Source organism: Pseudoalteromonas sp. 1_2015MBL_MicDiv, assembly GCF_002407505.1.
GTDB lineage: Bacteria > Pseudomonadota > Gammaproteobacteria > Enterobacterales > Alteromonadaceae > Pseudoalteromonas > Pseudoalteromonas fuliginea.
This window is the reverse complement of record NZ_CP012737.1, coordinates 1499678-1518224: the sequence shown is the minus strand read 5'-3', so window position 1 is coordinate 1518224 and position 18547 is coordinate 1499678. Positions and strand designations below refer to the sequence as shown.

At 38.5% G+C, this 18547-nt stretch carries 10 protein-coding genes and 2 pseudogenes; 6 read left to right on the top strand and 6 right to left on the bottom strand.

The features are described from left to right. Nucleotides 1-114: 114 nt before the first annotated feature. Complete coding sequence (locus AOR04_RS06955; RefSeq protein ID WP_096792857.1) at nt 115-1131, top strand: alpha/beta fold hydrolase; 1017 nt, start codon at nt 115-117, stop codon at nt 1129-1131. Nucleotides 1132-1233: 102 nt separating this feature from the next. Here AOR04_RS06955 and AOR04_RS06950 read toward each other — a convergent pair whose 3' ends face one another. Next, nucleotides 1234-2031 carry a M48 family metallopeptidase gene (locus AOR04_RS06950; RefSeq protein ID WP_008134732.1) on the bottom strand — a complete coding sequence of 266 codons (798 nt, stop codon included), beginning with the start codon at nt 2029-2031 and terminating at the stop codon, nt 1234-1236. A gap of 197 nt (nt 2032-2228) precedes the next feature. On the opposite strand from AOR04_RS06950, the gene AOR04_RS06945 reads away from it, so the two are divergent. Beyond that, entirely contained in the window at nt 2229-3431 is a 1203-nt protein-coding gene (locus AOR04_RS06945) for a Bcr/CflA family efflux MFS transporter (RefSeq protein WP_004335389.1), read from the top strand. A 26-nt stretch (nt 3432-3457) separates the two neighbouring features. On the opposite strand, the gene grpE is transcribed toward AOR04_RS06945, so the two are convergent. Then, nucleotides 3458-4069, bottom strand: a complete 612-nt coding sequence (gene grpE, locus AOR04_RS06940; RefSeq protein WP_096792856.1) for a nucleotide exchange factor GrpE — start codon at nt 4067-4069, stop codon at nt 3458-3460. Between the two features lie 58 nt (nt 4070-4127). Next, complete coding sequence (locus tag AOR04_RS06935) at nt 4128-5093, bottom strand: hypothetical protein (RefSeq protein WP_007375834.1); 966 nt, start codon at nt 5091-5093, stop codon at nt 4128-4130. A gap of 176 nt (nt 5094-5269) precedes the next feature. Between AOR04_RS06935 and nadK the strand changes: the two genes are divergently transcribed. The 3 genes and pseudogenes from nadK to recN all read left to right on the top strand — a co-directional run bounded on the left by nadK (nt 5270) and on the right by recN (nt 8534). After that, entirely contained in the window at nt 5270-6154 is an 885-nt protein-coding gene (gene nadK / locus AOR04_RS06930) for an NAD(+) kinase (protein WP_007375835.1), read from the top strand. A 74-nt stretch (nt 6155-6228) separates the two neighbouring features. After that, entirely contained in the window at nt 6229-6786 is a 558-nt protein-coding gene (locus AOR04_RS06925) for a hypothetical protein (RefSeq protein WP_096792855.1), read from the top strand. A gap of 75 nt (nt 6787-6861) precedes the next feature. Further along, nucleotides 6862-8534: pseudogene (gene recN / locus AOR04_RS06920) on the top strand (DNA repair protein RecN). 402 nt (nt 8535-8936) lie between these two features. Here the strand turns inward: recN and AOR04_RS22090 are convergent. The 3 genes and pseudogenes from AOR04_RS22090 to gltB all read right to left on the bottom strand — a co-directional run bounded on the left by AOR04_RS22090 (nt 8937) and on the right by gltB (nt 16576). After that, nucleotides 8937-9877 (bottom strand): annotated as a pseudogene (locus AOR04_RS22090) (GGDEF domain-containing protein). Nucleotides 9878-10693: 816 nt separating this feature from the next. Continuing rightward, on the bottom strand, nt 10694-12109 hold the full coding sequence (locus AOR04_RS06905) for an FAD-dependent oxidoreductase (RefSeq protein ID WP_024598346.1): 1416 nt from the start codon (nt 12107-12109) through the stop codon (nt 10694-10696). 9 nt (nt 12110-12118) lie between these two features. Beyond that, the gene (gltB, locus tag AOR04_RS06900) at nt 12119-16576 is read right to left on the bottom strand and encodes a glutamate synthase large subunit (protein WP_096792853.1); all 4458 of its coding nucleotides are present in this window, start codon (nt 16574-16576) and stop codon (nt 12119-12121) included. A 696-nt stretch (nt 16577-17272) separates the two neighbouring features. Between gltB and AOR04_RS06895 the strand changes: the two genes are divergently transcribed. Next, entirely contained in the window at nt 17273-18526 is a 1254-nt protein-coding gene (locus AOR04_RS06895) for an efflux RND transporter periplasmic adaptor subunit (protein ID WP_096792852.1), read from the top strand. The last annotated feature ends 21 nt before the right edge of the window (nt 18527-18547 follow it).

Genomic DNA, 18547 nt, shown 5'->3' with positions numbered 1-18547 from the left:
ATTTAGCTTCGCTTCTTTTCGTCCACGTAAAACATTTAATTGAACAGGTGTAAATACTTAGTTATTGTTGTACTTCTTTTAAGCCAAGCGCTCGCCTTTAATAGGAGTAACTGAATGTCGTCGATTAAAGTTATTTGTTTCTCTACTTTATTAGTACTAACAAACAATGCCTTAGCTGGCACTTCTCAAGATACATCTGCCCTTTCTTATGATGCACTTTTAACTAATTACGAATACGATTTTAAAGTAAATTACTTTGCACTTGAGTCGCAAAAACAATCATTAAAAATGGCCTATATTTACTTAAAGCCAACCAAATCCGACATGCCAACAGTTACACTTATGCATGGCAAAAACTTTAATGCAGATTACTGGACTACCACTGCGCAATATCTGCAATCTTTAGGTTATGGGGTATTAATTCCAGATCAAATTGGTTTTGGTAAGTCGTCTAAGCCAACTAATTACCAGTATTCATTTGCGGCTCTTGCTCATCATACTCATGCGTTAATGGACTCACTTGATATAAAAGAGTCGATTGTATTAGGGCACTCAATGGGCGGGATGCTAGCGAGTCGTTTTGCATTAATGTATACAAATACAACTAAAAAGCTAATTTTATTAAACCCTATTGGGCTTGAAAACTACTTGCAGTATGTTGATTACAAAGATACAAATTTTTTCTATAAAAATGAGTTTTCAAAAACGCCGGAAGGCGTAAGAAAATATCAACAAAAAAATTACTACGATGGTAAGTGGAATGCCACATATTCAGCCTTAACTGACTTCATAACAGGGCAAATACAAGGCCCAGATAAAGAACAAATGGCATGGGTGAATGCAAAAACATACGATATGATTTTCACTCAACCTGTAATAACCGAATTTAAAGATTTAACTATGCCGGTTAAATTAATTATAGGTACGCGGGATAGAACCGGCCCTGGCCGTAACTGGAAAAAAGAGGGTGTTAATTACGAGCTTGGTCGATATGATAAATTAGGCAAACACGCTGCAACACTTATCCCTGACGCACAATTATTCGAGCTGGATAACTTAGGGCATCTGCCGCACATTGAAGATTTCGAACGCTTTAAAAATGTATTTAAACAAGCACTTTCTGCTGAATAACCACGCTTAAGAACTAAAATAAAACCCCTGTAGGTAAAATACTTACAGGGGTTTTACGCATTAATACTAAACGTACACTACTTCAAATAGTAAAGCGCTTAACTACAGTGTGCACTGTGGGTTTTTACCCTGTGCTTTAGCAGTACTTTGCTCACTAAGTGCTTTGCTCATTTGCGCTTGTAAGTTTTTAATACGGTTACTTGGCGCTGGGTGAGTTGATAAAAACTCAGGTGTTGTACCACTACCTGCCGCACTCATATTTTGCCAAAGGGTTACTGACTCTTGTGGGTTAAAGCCAGCCTCAGCCATTAAATCTAAACCAATAGTATCGGCTTCTGATTCGTGCGAGCGGCTAAATGGCAAAACAACACCATACTGTGCACCCAAACCTAAGCCTTGCATAATTTCGTTACGGTATTGAATATTACCCATTTCAAGTGCCGCACTACCAAGTTGCATACCTGTATCTAAAATAGAGCTTTGTGAAACACGCTCATTTGAATGCTCAGCAATTACGTGGCCTACTTCGTGCCCTAGTACTGTTGCTAATTGGTCTTGATTAGTAGCAATTTTTAATAAGCCAGTATGAACACCAATGTAACCACCTGGTAGTGCAAAAGCATTAGCAGATTCATCTTCAAATACAACCACTTCCCAATTTTGCGAAGCGTATTCTTTTGGTAATACAGCCACTACTTTTTCAGCAATGCAATTTACATATGCATTTGTTTTTGCATCTTTATTAATTGGTTGGTTTTTTTTCATATCAGCAAAACTAGCAGTGCCCATTTCACTCATTTGTTGGTCTGAATAAAGCGCTATTTGTGTGCGTCCTGTTGGCGACGTTTTACAACCAGCCAAAACGGCTGTCGCTAATACCGCAAGTACTAGTTTTTTCATGGTAATTCTCTTAAGCAATTAATTTTTTATTGCTTGTAGAATAGCAAACACAGTACCAATTTAAAATATTTGCTTTATATAGCGCTATATTAACAAGATGCGATAAGACGATAAACTTAGCAGGCGAACTAAGTTTATCCAAATACAATGCCCTGTTACACTACAGTCCTTGTTTTTAGTGATTGTTGAGTTTACACATGGACGCCTCAGCCTCGTCTTTTAATACCCGTATTTTATTGCCTTTATTAGCCAGTATTGTGGCGATTACGCCATTGGCTATTGATATGTATTTGCCCGCCATGCTGGTAATTGCAAACGATTTACACACTAATATGCCAAATGTACAAATATCGTTGAGTATTTACTTAGCAGGTTATTCATTGGGGATGTTATTTTTTGGCCCGATTGCCGATCAAATTGGCCGCCGTAAGCTCGCCCGTATTGGCTTAACCCTATTTGGCGCAAGCTCACTTGCACTTGCATTTACCACCGAAATCCATGCCTTTTGGACTCTTCGAGCAGTACAAGCATTTACGGGAGCTGCAGCAACGGTAGTAGTACCGGGTATTATTCGCCATATTTATCAGCAAAACACAGCTAAAGGAATGTCGTATGTATCGATGATCATGATGGTAGCACCGTTAGTTGCCCCCTCAGTTGGCTCGTTTATTTTAGGGTTTTCTGTTTGGTCAACCATATTCTTGGTGCTTGCTGGATATAGCTTTTTAATATTAGCGTTTGTACAAGTATATCTAATCGATATTCCTATTCACAAAAATGAAAAAAAGGGTCTCGCTTTATTTTTTGATAGCTATAAAACAGTGCTCAGTAATAAAGATGCACGTGCCGACATACTCAGTTCTATGTTTGTATCATTTGGATTTTTTTGCTTTTTAACCTCAGTACCTTTTATATATTTAGATTTATATGAAGTGTCAGAACAATTATTTGGTGTATTATTTGCCTTTAACGTAATGGCGCTGATGTTTGGTAACTTTTTAAATACGCGAATTGTACCAAGGCTGGGCTCTCGAAAGATGCTCTATATTGGGCTTGTATGTGGGTTTGTATCTGGGCTTGCGCTATTAACATTTAGCTTATTGCATTTATCACTTTATTATATTGTGGCTGCTATTGCGCCATTAATGATGAGTTTAGGCGTCACAGCAAGTAATGCTGACTCGTTAATTTTAATGAAGTTTGAAAAAAACACAGGCACGGCAACCGCCGTAATTGGCACTCTTCGTTTTGGTAGTGGCGCATTAGTTGGCCCCTTACTCGCTATTATGCATGCAAAAAGCGCAGTGCCATTTTCAAGCTTAATGTTTAGTGCCGTGTTACTCACTATGCTCGTACAGTTAATTCACTATAAAAAAGACAAAAAAAATGCCTCAATATGAGGCATTTTTTAAAACTAATAATTCAATTAAGCATCAGCAGCTTTAGAAACCATAACCATTGCAGGGCGTAATAAACGACCATTCAATGTGTAACCTTTTTGCATAACAGCAAGTACTGTATTAGGTGTTACATCGTTACTTGGTTGAATTGACATTGCTTGATGAAAATCTGGATTAAACATCTCACCTTGTGGGTTTACAATTTCAACACCAAATTTAGAAACAGCGTCATTGAAGCTCTTAACCGTCATATCGATACCTTCAAGCAACGGCTTTAAAGTCTCATTTTCTTTATCAGAAAATTCAATAGCACGCTCAAGATTATCAATTACAGGTAGTAATTCGTTAGCAAATTTTTCTAGTGCAAATTTATGCGCTTTTTCTACATCTTGTGCTGCACGACGACGAATATTATCTACGTCTGCTGCTGCGCGAACAACACCATCTTTTTGATCCGCAATTGTTTGCTTTGCAGCTTCAAGCTCTGCATATAACATAGCAATTTCTGCTTCAGGGCTTTGCTCTTGTTCTGCATGTTGTTCAGCGGCTTCTACTGCTGCTTCTACATCAGCCTGCATTTTAGAAATTTCTTCGTTTAATTCTACTTCTTGCTCAGGGTTTTGTGTCTGCTCAGACATAAAATACGTGCTCCAATTCTTTTCAACTGCGGTAATTATGGGGATTGAATAAAAAGATTCAAGAGTTAGATGTCTCAATTAATTTAAATTCTTGGATTATTTCTTCAATTTGCGCTGATTTAGGGCAAATTATACAAAAGCGGCTTTGGTATTCTTGATTTTGAAAGTACGGCACGCTTATTACAATCAATTCATCGCACTCAGTAAAAGGTAATTTTTCGCTATTAAGTACCGATAACCCATTTTTAAAAGCGAGCTTATCTTCTACATAATTTAAAAATGAGACACCAATATTTAAGCTTTGTTCACAATCAATTTGTTTGTAAAGGTAATTTTCGCCAACAACAATACTGTTATCTGAGCCTAATTTTTGGCTTAGTTGTCGCGTCCATTGATTAAGCGAATCGTGACAATTTCGAGGCGCGGTATTAGCCATAGCTTGCATACGGTATAAACCTTCCATCAAGGTTTGTTGACTAAAGACGGTGTTTAACCACGTTGCAAACTGATAACGAACAGAGTCTGACGAATCATGAGGCTTATCAATACAAATATTATGGCTCTGCCCTGCTCTGTCTATTAATAAAATAAGCCAGTCGGTAGAATCAAAATCAAGTACCTCTACTCTAAATACTTGCTGCGAGCTGGCTTGTGGCAAACCCACACAACAACACACCTGATATTTTTGGCTCAAACCATGAGCAAGTTCAACGAGTTGTGATTGCTCTGGTTGCCAATAATTAGCAATATCAGCGAGTGGAAAGAACTCGTCAAACCAATAATCAAACCCCTCATTTGTAGGCACACGGCCTGCAGATGTATGAGGTGAATACAATAAGCCCACTTTTTCTAAGCGAGCCATCGCATTACGTACCGTAGCCGAACACACAGCCATGCCTTTAAGCTTAGCAATTTTTGTTGATGGGACGGGTAACCCCTCACCATTACAGTACATGTTCATAACAGCTGAAAAAATTTGCTGATCTCGTGGATTTAATTTCATGTTATCTACATCTTGTTGCATGTCTGATATATCGGGGCATTTACAGTTATTTCAAGTCACATAGTATGCTGGTAGCTAATAAAACTAAATTAATTACCTAGGTAAGTTAATCATACCAATTTAAGCTAAGATCTGTATTTTCAAACACTTCTCTTTTGGGTTACTCTACAAACATTCAAACTTATAGTGTACACATTATGGATTCTCCTTTTAAAACCATTGGCCTTATTGGTAAACCAAACCACCCTGGTGCAGCCGCAACACTACAACGTCTGCATACATTTTTACTTGCACTTGGTTTTGAGGTTATCGTAGAAAAACGCACTGGTGGCCAGTTAGTTGATGTACCCACAGATAAACTAGTTAAGTTAGTCGACTTAGGGGAGCTGGCTGATTTGGCTATTGTCGTTGGAGGTGACGGTAACATGTTGGGCGCAGCACGTGTTTTAGCTCGTTTCAACGTAGCAGTAATCGGTGTTAACAGGGGGAACCTTGGGTTCTTAACTGATTTAAACCCTGAAGGTTTTGAACCAAGTTTAGAACAAGTTTTAAGTGGTGATTTTATTGAAGAAAATCGCTTTTTACTTGAAGTAGAGGTATACCGCCACAACGAATTAAAAAGCGCTAATTCTGCGGTCAATGAAGCCGTGCTTCATGCCGATAAAGTTGCACATATGATTGAGTTTGAAGCCTTTATTAATAAAGATTTTGTATTTTCACAGCGCTCGGATGGCTTAATTGTATCAACACCAACAGGCTCAACGGCGTATTCACTTTCAGGTGGCGGACCTATTTTGACACCAGAGCTTAATGCTATTTCGTTAGTACCTATGTTCCCACATACATTATCGAGCAGACCATTAGTCGTTGATGCTGATAACGAAGTACGCTTGAAGCTAAGCCTAGAAAATACAGATAGCCTACAGGTAAGTTGCGACAGCCATGTTGTGCTTGCTGTTTTACCTGGCGATGAGGTTGTCATTAAGAAAGCAGATAAAAAACTGCGTTTAATTCATCCAAAAAATTATTCTTACTACAACGTTTTACGTACTAAATTAAATTGGGGTAGTCGTTTATACTAATTTTATTGCCAAGTGTAAGACTTTAGAGCAAAATATCGCAAAATAAAAAATAATATTATTAGGAACTATAGCAAATGACGTATGTTGTATTTTTTTCACTTTTGTTATTAATTACGCTACTAGGTAGCTATTTAATAGTTGAAAATAATCGTCGTATAGCAAGCGAAACCAAGAAGAGAATTTTTAATGATCGAGTTTCAAAAATTAGTACACGTTTGAAAAGCAAACTAAATGAATTGTTGGATGTTAAGGTAATACGCCCGAAACACGTTCCTAGAGTCCAGGCAATTGTTAGTAATTTTTTTGTAGTACAAGCATATAATGATGACAATTTACAAAAATTAGAAGATGTAACTGATTTACTCGTCAGCACTTTATCTAACGAATTAAATAAAACTTATCAAACTAATTCGGCTAAAAGTTTAATTGATAACTTACAGCACTTTATAGCTGAGCTACCTCATCAAGGTATTTTATATAACAAAGCTTTTTATGACACTCAACTACCTTCGTTAATATTTACTATCCAAACAGAAGACATCCATCAACACATTGATAAAAAAGAAGAAGTTGAATTTTTGCAACAAGAAACTAATGACTCTCCTATTAACGAAGAGGCAAGTGTTGCTTAAATACTAAAAAATTAATTTGCAAAAAACCAAAACACTGTATAAATTAACAGTTAATTGACTGGATGGATAAACAGTATGTTAATTGGTTTAGAAGTTAAAAATTTTGCAATAGTAAGTAATTTAAGTACCGAATGGCAAAACGGTATGACCGCCATCACCGGTGAAACGGGTGCAGGTAAGTCTATAGCCATTGATGCGCTTTCACTGTGTTTAGGTGAACGAGCAGAAGCCTCAGCGGTTCGCCCTAACACGGATAAGGCAGAAGTATGTGCACAATTTGATTTAAGTGCACTTCCACTAGCTAACGCTTTTTTAGAACGACACATGTTAGCAAATGCCGATAACGAGTGCTTATTACGTCGGGTGGTATGTAAAAATGGCCGCAGTAAAAGTTATATTAATGGTAGTGCGGTAACCGCCGCACAGCTAAAAGAACTTGGTCAATACTTAATTTCTATTCATGGGCAACATGCCCATCAGCATCTTTTGAAAGCTGAGCATCAATTGCAATTACTTGATGCCTATGCCGGTCACAATGATTTAGTTAACGGCGTGAGCCAAAACTATAAGCTGTTCGCTAACTTACAAAAAGAATTTAAGCACCTAGAGCAGCAACAATTACAGCAAGCGGCTCAAAAACAACTTTTAGAATATCAAGTTGCAGAACTAGATGAATTTGCTTTGCAAGAAAATGAATTTGAACAAATAGAGGCTGAGCATTATAAACTCAGTAATAGCCAAACCATTTTAGAAGCCTGCCAACGAGAGCTACAGCACCTTTACGAAAGCGATGAACAAAATGCGTGCTCGTTGTTACAACATAGTGCTCAGCAATTTACCGAACTGGCTCAATATGACGAAAGTTTAGTAAGCGTAGCTGCTATGCTTAGCGAAGCCGCTGTACAAGTTGAAGAAGCGAGTCGCGAAGTGCGTGATTACACTGAACAAGCAGATTTAGACCCAGCTCGCTTAGTTGAAGTAGAAAATAGACTAAGTGGTGCAATGGACTTAGCTCGCAAACACCATATAAAACCACAAGCCCTAGTTGAGTTTCATCAATCTATTTCACAGGAACTGGAGTCAATTAGTACTAATAGTGCTCGATTAGAACAACTAGAATCCGAAATAGAAAATGCGCGAGTGACATACCAACAGGCAAGCGATCAGTTAAGCAAAAGTCGTAAAGAGTACGCAAATACACTAAACACTTTGATCAGTGAGAGTATGGCTAACCTGTCAATGGAAAATGGTGTATTTGAAATAGCATTAACTCAAGAAGTTGAGCGTGCACCCAACAGTTTAGGGTACGACAATGTATCATTTTTAGTTTCAACTAACCCAGGACAGCCACTACAACCGCTTGCTAAAGTAGCATCTGGGGGGAGCTTTCGCGTATTAGCTTAGCAATTCAAGTTATTATTGCACAAAAAGTAACAACCCCAACACTTATTTTTGATGAAGTTGACGTAGGTATATCAGGCCCTACCGCATCGGCAGTTGGAAAACTATTACGTCAGTTAGGTAAATCAACTCAAGTAATTTGTGTAACGCATTTACCGCAAGTCGCTAGCAGTGCGCATCAACAATTCTTTGTAGCTAAAGAAATTGCTCAAGGTGAAACATTTACTCATATGCTGCCTTTAAATAAAGATGGACGAGTTAATGAAATAGCTCGCTTATTAGCTGGAGACAACGTAAGTAAGACGGCTAAAGCTAACGCAAAAGAACTGATAATGGCACATGCCTAATGTTATTTAACTACCGATTTATAGCAAATCAACATGTATCAAATTGCTAAGAGATAAATATAATGCAAAATAGTGTCATTTATATGTGTATAGGTTTTAGTTGGCTTTTAATAATAGTATGTGTGCTCTTAATGCTTTTAAGTCGATTTAAACATACTCAATTTAAACAACGTTTATTACGCTTTCTAAATATAGTTTTAGTGTTTCAATTGTTATTCGCAGGTTTATATTTAGCTGTTGAGTTTGACAGAGACTCACAATACTTAAAAGGGAGTTACACGATACTTATTGCGCTCCAAATTACCTGTAATTTTTTTTGCTACATGAGTGTAAAACGAAGAAAAGCCAAAACGAAACCTTCTCTTGACTCCTTCTCTATGGATTAGCAAATATAGATGGTTACTAAGCTGAGCAAGTTCTATTTTTACCTTGCTCTTTTGCTTTGTAGAGTTGCTGATCAGCATGTTTAATATCAAGATCAATTGATCTGTTTTCTTCACTTTGAACAACACCAATACTAATTGTTAAGTTTACAGTATTAGTACGTAAACTTACCGCTGCCTTTTTAAGTGAATCATGGATTTTATCTGCTACATTTACCCCTTCTGTAACACTAACATTAGGTATTGCTATTAAGAACTCCTCTCCCCCCAACGAGAAGCAACAGCATTTTGTGGAATATTTTTCTTAAAAATATTAGCTAAATGAATAAGTGCCTCATCGCCAAAGTTATGTCCATATTTATCATTAATTTTTTTGAAGTTATCAACATCAGCTAGTAGCAATACAAAAGGTATGCCTTTGTAAGCATGTTCCTTTTTGAATTCACTTAACTTATTCATTGCATGACGACGGTTAGGAAGCTCAGTTAATGGATCGATTGTTGCTAATCGTTCATTTCTTTGACTTAAAGCTATTATTTTATTGCTGTACTTCTCTCTTGATTGTTCGTAAAAACCTGTGAGTAAAGCGACAATAATAAACGAAAATACAATTCTATAAGGAAATTGTGCTGGTTTATATTCATAAATATTAAACATGTCTGCGCAATAAAAGCCTAACATTATCGCTAGCAAAAATATGAATATATCAGATGTCCCTCGCTTTAATCCTCGAATAGAATATGTTACTGGTGATACAATAAATATCCAAATTGGCCCTGTACCTTCAGCGCCGCCAGTAACAACTAAGTAAAGCATCAATCCATAAAGATTATATAAAATCGCATTTGCAGACTTTTCTACCTCTTTGTAAACATTAAATGCCCAAATATAGATAAGTGACGAACCGAAAAGTGTCACAAAAAGAAAATATTCGCTATTAATAAATGCAATACACGACATCAAAAATGTGGATATAAAGCCTATTGATGAGAAAAACCTTACTATTAATTCTCTTTCTGTTTTATCGAAGTATTTGTGCATAATTTATCAGTTTTCTTTTCGTAAATAACGCCAACCCAGAACGCAAAGTAAGCAAATAGTAAATAAGCCGCGTATTTTGTATTTATTTAGTTAATTAATCAACACTTAATACCATACTAAAATACGGAAAAAGTAGAATTAGATTCTTTCTCCCTACCTTCACGGTTAAGCATTCTCTAATATTAGACCTAATTGCCTACATTATTTATATGAAAGGATAAATAATTATGGCGTGTTGACCTTTCGTGATTAATTTTTCAGCCGTATGTTTGGTATTCAGGCAAATGTAGTGTGATTATTCTCCATAAATTTGGATAACGTAGCATAAATGCCAAATATGCGCTGCCCTTTGGATTCTTTCTAAGGACGATTAACTCTTTGTTACCTACATAGATTTAGGTAAGGCGCGTTAGCAGGACGCGGAAGATTTGCTCAATTTTTTATTCTTAAATGAATATAAGCCAGTTGGCTAACGCAGGAGCAGTTACCAACAAGCCCACTAGGTTACAAACCCCGCTCCGCGATTAAATCGCCCCAAAATTGAACAAACTTTAATCCTGAAAGATCAACATACCCTAGTTGTTCTAAATAAAAAATCCTTAACGACGTTACAGTGCAATTTAATTCGTTAAATTTCTCAAAAATTTATGCAGGTTGGTCTAAGGCATTATTACGTATAAAAAAAGCAAGCTCGAAAGCTTGCTTTAACGTATATTTAAAGTAACCAAAAAATAGTTATACTTTAAGATAGTCCATAATACCTTCTGCGGCATTACGTCCTTCAAAAATAGCAGTTACCACTAAATCTGAACCACGTACAATGTCGCCACCAGCAAATATTTTAGGGTTAGTAGTTTGATGTGTAAACTCACCTTGTTCTGGAGCATTAATGCCACCCCAGTGGTTTATTTCTACATCGTATTTTTCTAACCAATCCATTTTGTGTGGTTGGAAACCAAACGCCATAATAACTTGGTCTGCTTCAATAACATGTTCTGAACCAGGTACTTCTTCAGCACGGCTTCTGCCTTTTGCGTCAGGTTCGCCTAATTTAGTTTTAACCATTTTAACGCCGGTTACTTTACCTTTATCGTTCAGAACAATGCCTTTAGGCTGAACGTTATACGTAAAGATGACACCTTCTTCTTTCGCGTTTTTAACTTCACGTTTAGAACCCGGCATATTTTCTTTATCACGACGATAAGCACACGTTACTTTTGCAGCATTTTGACGAATAGACGTACGCACACAATCCATGGCTGTATCACCACCGCCAAGTACAACTACTTTTTGGTTAGCCATATCAATACACGGTTGTTTTGTCTCGTCGTAGCCCATTACACGATTTGTATTACCAATCAAAAATGGGAGTGCATCATGAACGCCTGGTGCATCTTCATTTTCAAGACCTGCACGCATACTCTGATACGTACCCACCCCTAAAAATACGGCGTCGTAATCAGCTAAAATTTGATCAAGCGTAATATCAACACCTACCTCAACATTTAACTTAAACTCTACGCCCATTTCAGTGAATATTTCACGGCGCTTTTGCATTACTGATTTTTCAAGTTTAAAAGAAGGAATACCAAACGTGAGTAGTCCACCTATTTCTGGATGGCGATCAAACACCACTGGCTTAACGCCATTTCGTACTAAAATATCAGCACATCCTAAACCTGCAGGGCCAGCACCAATAATGGCTACTTTTTTGTCGGTCCATGTTACATAAGACATATCAGGCTTCCAGCCCATTTTAAATGCCTCATCAGTAATGTACTTTTCAATATTACCAATTGTTACCGCACCAAACTCTTCATCGAGCGTACACGAGCCCTCACACAAGCGGTCTTGTGGACAAACGCGGCCACACACTTCTGGTAAACTATTGGTACGATGAGAAAGCTCAGCAGCCTCTATTATACGGCCCGTACGTATTAACTTTAACCATTGTGGAATGTAGTTATGTACAGGACATTTCCACTCACAGTATGGGTTACCACAATCTAAACAACGGTCAGCTTGTGAGTTAACCTGATTTTCTGAAAAGGGCTCGTAAATTTCTACGAAAGATTTTTTACGTGACGAGATTGGTTTTTTGCGTGGGTCTACACGCTGCACGTCTATAAATTGATATACATTTTCGCTCATACTGCCCCCTTATTGCGCCTGAACACGTAGTTCGGCACTACTGCGAGCGCGATGCCCGAGTAAACTTTTTACGTCGCTTGATATTGGTTTTACTAATTTGAACATAGGTAAGTACAATTCAAAGTTAGCTAGAATACTTTCTGCTCTGCATGAACCCGTAAGCTCTAAATGCTCAGCAATTAAGCCGCGTAAATGTTCTTGATGCGATGTTAATTCTTCAAGTGTAACCACTTCTACTAGCTCGGGATTAATGCGCTTTTCAAAATCATTTCGCTCATCTAAAATATAAGCGAAACCACCTGTCATACCTGCACCAAAGTTAACGCCTACGTTGCCCAGTACACATACAACGCCGCCAGTCATGTATTCACAACCGTTATCACCTACGCCTTCAACAACGGCTTGTACACCTGAGTTACGAACTGCAAAACGCTCTCCGGCACATCCAGCTGCAAACAATTTACCGCCTGTCGCACCGTATAAGCATGTGTTGCCTGCAATTGTAGCTTTATGACTTTCGAACGACGAGCCAAGTGGTGGACGAATAACTAGCTTGCCACCAGCCATGCCCTTCCCTACGTAATCGTTAGCATCGCCAACCAATGTCATTTCAAGGCCACCTGCATTCCACACGCCAAATGATTGACCCGCAGTACCGTGTAATTCAATTACGACTGGATCCGCAGCCATACCTTGGTTGCCATATTTATCTGCAATATAGCCAGAAAGCATTGCACCAACCGATCTGTCTGTATTACAAATACGACTTACTAGCGAAATACCGCTTGAAGCGTCAATTGCTTCTTGCGCCTTAGCAAGTAGGCTTTCATTAAGCTTTCCTAAATAATGTGAGCTATTAGGCGCACTACAATAAAGTGTTTCACCAGTTGGGTTATTAGGCTGAGCAACTACAGAAGATAAATCAATTTTCTTCTGTTTTGCTGTTTTGCCTTCAATTGCTTCAAGTAAATCTAAACGACCAATTAAGTCAGTTAAGTTTACAACACCCAAGCTTGCCATAATTTCACGGGCTTCTTGCGCTATAAACTTAAAGTAGTTCATCGCCATTTCTGGTAGGCCGTGATAATGCTTTTGGCGAAGTGTTTCGTCTTGTGTTGCAACACCGGTCGCACAGTTATTTAAGTGGCAAATACGCAAGTATTTACAACCAAGGGCAACCATTGGGCCAGTACCAAAGCCAAAGCTTTCAGCACCTAGAATTGCTGCTTTAATAATATCTAAACCTGTTTTTAAGCCACCATCTGTTTGCAGGCGAATGCGATGACGAAGGCCATTTTCAACAAGTGCTTGCTGTGTTTCAGCAAGGCCTAGCTCCCATGGGCTACCGGCATATTTAACTGAAGTAAGTGGGCTTGCACCTGTACCGCCATCATAGCCAGAAATAGTAATTAAATCGGCATAGGCTTTAGCAACACCTGTCGCAATGGTTCCTACGCCAGGTTCTGAAACCAGTTTTACAGAAATAAGTGCTTTAGGGTTTACTTGTTTTAAATCGAAAATTAGCTGTGCTAAATCTTCAATTGAGTAAATATCGTGATGTGGTGGTGGCGAAATTAACGTAACACCTGGCACCGAATAACGAAGTTTAGCAATATATGGGGTTACTTTTTCACCTGGTAATTGCCCGCCTTCACCTGGTTTTGCACCTTGCGCTACTTTAATTTGAATAACGTCAGCACTGCGTAAGTAATGCGGCGTTACGCCAAATCGACCTGAAGCGACTTGCTTAATACGTGAATTTTTTTCGGTACCGTAACGCAGCTTATCTTCGCCGCCTTCACCCGAGTTTGAACACCCACCCAAGCGGTTCATCGCAATTGCTAGCGCCTCATGCGCTTCTGGCGATAAAGCACCAATACTCATTGCGGCCGAATCAAATCGTTTATAAAGATTTTCTGCAGGCTCGACATCATCAATGCTAATGCCGGTTTCCGGCAATCTAAGCGAAAGCATGTCACGTAGCGTAGCAATCGGACGATTATTAACGAGTTTTGCATACTCACTGTAATCGCTGTATTCACCAGAACGAACTGCTTTTTGTAGGGTTTGGATTACATCCGGATTATAAGCATGATATTCGCCACCATGAACATACTTAAACAAACCGCCGTGGCTTAATAATTTACGTTTACTTAAAGCAAGTTTATGTAGGCTCTGTTGATCGTCATCAAAATCGGTAAAACAGGCACCCTGTATACGACTTGCCACTCCTTTAAAACACATTTGTACAATAGCATCAGATAAACCAACCGCTTCAAACAACATTGAGCAACGATATGACGCAACCGTACTTATGCCCATTTTAGACATGATTTTATATAAGCCCTTGTTAATGGCTTTACGATAAGCAAGCGTTACTTCGCAATACGACTTATCAATAATTTTATTGTCGCTCATTGCAACTAACGATTCATACGCAAGGTATGGATAAATGGCAGTTGCACCAAAACCTAATAAAACTGCAAATTGGTGTGCATCGCGCACACTACCAGTTTCAATAATGATGTTCGATTCACAACGAAGATTATTATCAACAAGACGATTTTGCACCGCGCCCACAGCCATAGCTGCTGGAATAGGTAAATTCGTTTCATCAAAGTTGCGGTCTGTTAGAACAAGCATAATACAGCCCGATGCTGCTTTTTTCTGCGCAATATCACAAATTCGCGATACTGCTTTTTCCAATCCTTCTTCAACTGTATACGTAATATCAATTTTACAGTAGCTGTAATGTGCTTCATCAGCATTTAATAATTGCTGCATGTCTGCGTACATTAAAATTGGCGTATCAAACTGTAGGCGCTTAGCGTGGCCTGTTGTTTCGTTAAATACATTTTGCTCACTACCAATACATGTCGCAAGTGACATTACATGATTTTCACGCAGTGGATCGATAGGTGGGTTTGTTACTTGCGCAAATTTTTGGCGGAAGTAATCATAAAGTGAACGATGCCCTTCACTAAGCACAGCAAATGGCGTGTCATCACCCATTGAGCCTGTTGCTTCTTGGCCGTTTTCACCCATTACACGAATAACGCTATCAAGCTCTTCGTTGGTATAACCAAACATTTTTTGATATTTAGCTAGCGTTTCATTATCAAAAGAACGATTACCGGCATCTTGCTCAGTAAGTTCTTCAAATGGAACTAAACGTTTAACGTTTTCTTCAAGCCATGACTTGTAAGGATGGCGAGATTTTAAATCTTGATCGATTTCATCCGAGTGCCAAATTTTGCCAAGCTTAGTATCAATAACTAATAATTCACCTGGACCAACACGACCTTTCTCAACTACTTCATCAGCAGTGTAATCCCAAATACCCACTTCTGATGCAAGCGTAATAAAGCCATCTTGTGTAATTACATAACGTGCTGGGCGGAGTCCATTACGGTCAAGGTTACACGCCGCAAAACGACCATCCGACATTACAATACCTGCCGGACCATCCCATGGTTCCATATGCATAGAGTTAAAGTCGTAAAATGCACGTAGATCATCGTCCATTGCACGGTTTTTTTGCCATGCAGGTGGAACGAGCATACGCATCGCACGGAATAAATCCATGCCGCCAGCTAAAAACAGTTCAAGCATATTATCTAAGCTTGATGAATCAGAACCAGTTTCGTTTACAAACGGTGCCGCTGTTTGTAAATCAGGAATAAGTGGTGACGCAAACTTATAAGAACGCGCACGTGCCCATTGGCGGTTACCTTCAATGGTATTAATTTCACCATTGTGTGCTAAATAACGAAAAGGTTGAGCAAGAGGCCAACGCGGTTGAGTATTAGTAGAAAAGCGCTGATGGAAAACACAAATCGCACTGGTCATACGAATATCAGCTAAATCTAGGTAAAAGTTAGGTAAATCTGCAGGCATCATAAGGCCTTTATAGATAGTAACTAATCCAGATAAGCTTGCAATATAAAAAGCTTCATCATCAACAATACGCTTTTCAGCGCGACGACGCGCTACATATAAGCGCCGCTCTAAATCTTTAGAGCGCCAACCTTCTGGCGCACTAACAAAAATTTGTTCAAACCCAGGTAATTGTTGTACTGCTATAGGACCTAACATTGATGGGTCGGTTGGCACTACGCGCCAACCTAAAATATTTAGCGTTTCTTTTTCTAATTCTTCGCTAAGTATTTTTTTTGCAGCTTGTGCTAAAACAGGGTCTGAATTTAAAAAAATCATACCTACGGCATAATTTTTACCTAAGTGCCAATTGTTCTCAGCCGCAATAGCACGAAAAAAGCTATCTGGTTTTTGTAATAATAAACCACAGCCATCGCCTGTTTTACCATCGGCAGATATACCGCCACGGTGCTGCATGCGATCAAGCCCCGTAATAGCAGTACGAATAAGCCTATGACTAGCTTGACCATTAACTTGGGCTATTAAGCCAAAGCCACAATTTTCTTTTTCTAATTTTGAGTCGTATAACATAGACCCCTCCCCTTGCTGCACTGTTAGCGTGGATGAACTGCTCGACGATTTGCTAACAGACGGACAAAACTAGCCTCTATCGTAAATAGAGTCAATAGCATTTTGAATACATATTCACATTCTTGAATATTTCTCACTTCATAGCAAGATTTCTTTTTCATCATTATTTTTAACATTTAGTCGTATATTAGGCGTTATTTTTTCATGACACTGGTGTCAAGTTTAACATTTTGTAAAAACAACCAAGTCAAAAGCTACAGCTTACGTAAACGTAAAGCCCTCATTCAGTGAATAAATATTCAACATACACCGATAAAGTTAGTTAACATTTAGATAGTTTTGTGTTATTTCCGTAATTTTGAGGCTTAACCTCTCTGCTTTTTACTGGTCATTAGTATAGTTATTAATATTTGTGGCATTTTTAATCTCTTAATAGTGAATTTTTATTTACTAATGCGTCCACTGCGGACACTTTTATGTCCGCGGACATATAAAAAACACATAAAATAAATTTAATCATCTAATTACAGTAAGTTACGCTTTGGCATGCTAATCGTATAGAGCTATACACATTCGTTAAGTGGAATAATTATGTTTATGCTTAGTTTATTTTTGATATCTCCTATTGTCGCTATTTGCACCGCAGTTTTTTTTCTACTGTGTGAAAAATATATAAAAGCCGTGTAGGAGAGCCTAATGATGAAAGATACCAGCGCACAAGACGTACAAGTAAAGGCACCTATAAACTATAAAAAATACGCGATCATCACTGCGGTTATTTTCATTGCAGTCTCTACAATTGCTTATATTTTTTTAACAAGTCATAGCGCTAAAAGCTCTATTAGCCGCTCAAAAATACAGGTTGCCAAAGTACACGTTAAAGCGCTCATTCGAGACATTGCCGCCAGTGGTAAAATTGTTGCTGCTAATGCTCCTAAAATATACAGCCCAGAACGTGGTTTTATAGATTTAAAAGTAAAGGCTGGCGATACAGTAAAGCAAGGGGGCATACTTGCTCTGCTGCAAAGCCCTGAGTTAACTAACGAATTAAAGCAACAGGAGTCTGTACTTAAACGACTACAAGGCGAGCAGCAAAGGCAGCATTTGCAAGCAAGACGCCAAACACTCACTTTAAATAAAACACTTGATATGGCACAAGTTGAGCTTAACGCCGCTGAGCGCGAAAATCGCCGGGCGCAGTTATCAATACAAAAGCACTTAATTAGCCAAATTGATCTTGAAAAAGCAGTTGATGATTTATCACGTGCAAAGCTCACATATAAGCATGCACAACAAGAGGTATTACTTGCAAAAGACACGCTCGCCTTTGAACTACAAGCAGCTAAAAGTGATGTAACCCGCCAGCAACTTATTGTTGATGATTTAATCAGAAAAGTAAGCAACCTATCTATTAAAGCTACCGTTACTGGGATCGTGGGTAACCTACTTGTGCAACAAAAAGCCGCAGTGACGCAAAGCCAACCTCTTATGACACTCGTCGACTTAAGTAATTTCGAAGCGGAACTTCAAGTACCTGAAAGTTACGCCAACGAATTAGGACTCGGTATGGAAGTAGAGCTTAAGTTAGGCAATGAAACAGTGATGGGGAATTTATCCGCCATATCACCAGAAGTTAATAATCGTGAAGTAACAGCACGCGTCCGATTTAAAGGTGTTACTAACAACATTCGTCAGAACCAACGCTTAACTGCACGTATTTTACTCGACAACCGAGAAGGTGTAATGCAAGTAAAGCGTGGTGCATTTATGCAGCAAGGCGGAATTATAGCTTATAAAGTCGATGGCAATATCGCAAAGCGTATACCTATTACAATAGGCGCCACCAGCATTAATGCGGTTGAGCTTTTGAGCGGACTAAAAGAAAACGATGAAATTATTATTTCAAGCTACAGCGACTTTAAGCAAGCCGATACGATTTTATTAAATTAAACAGACGTTCTCAACCAACGC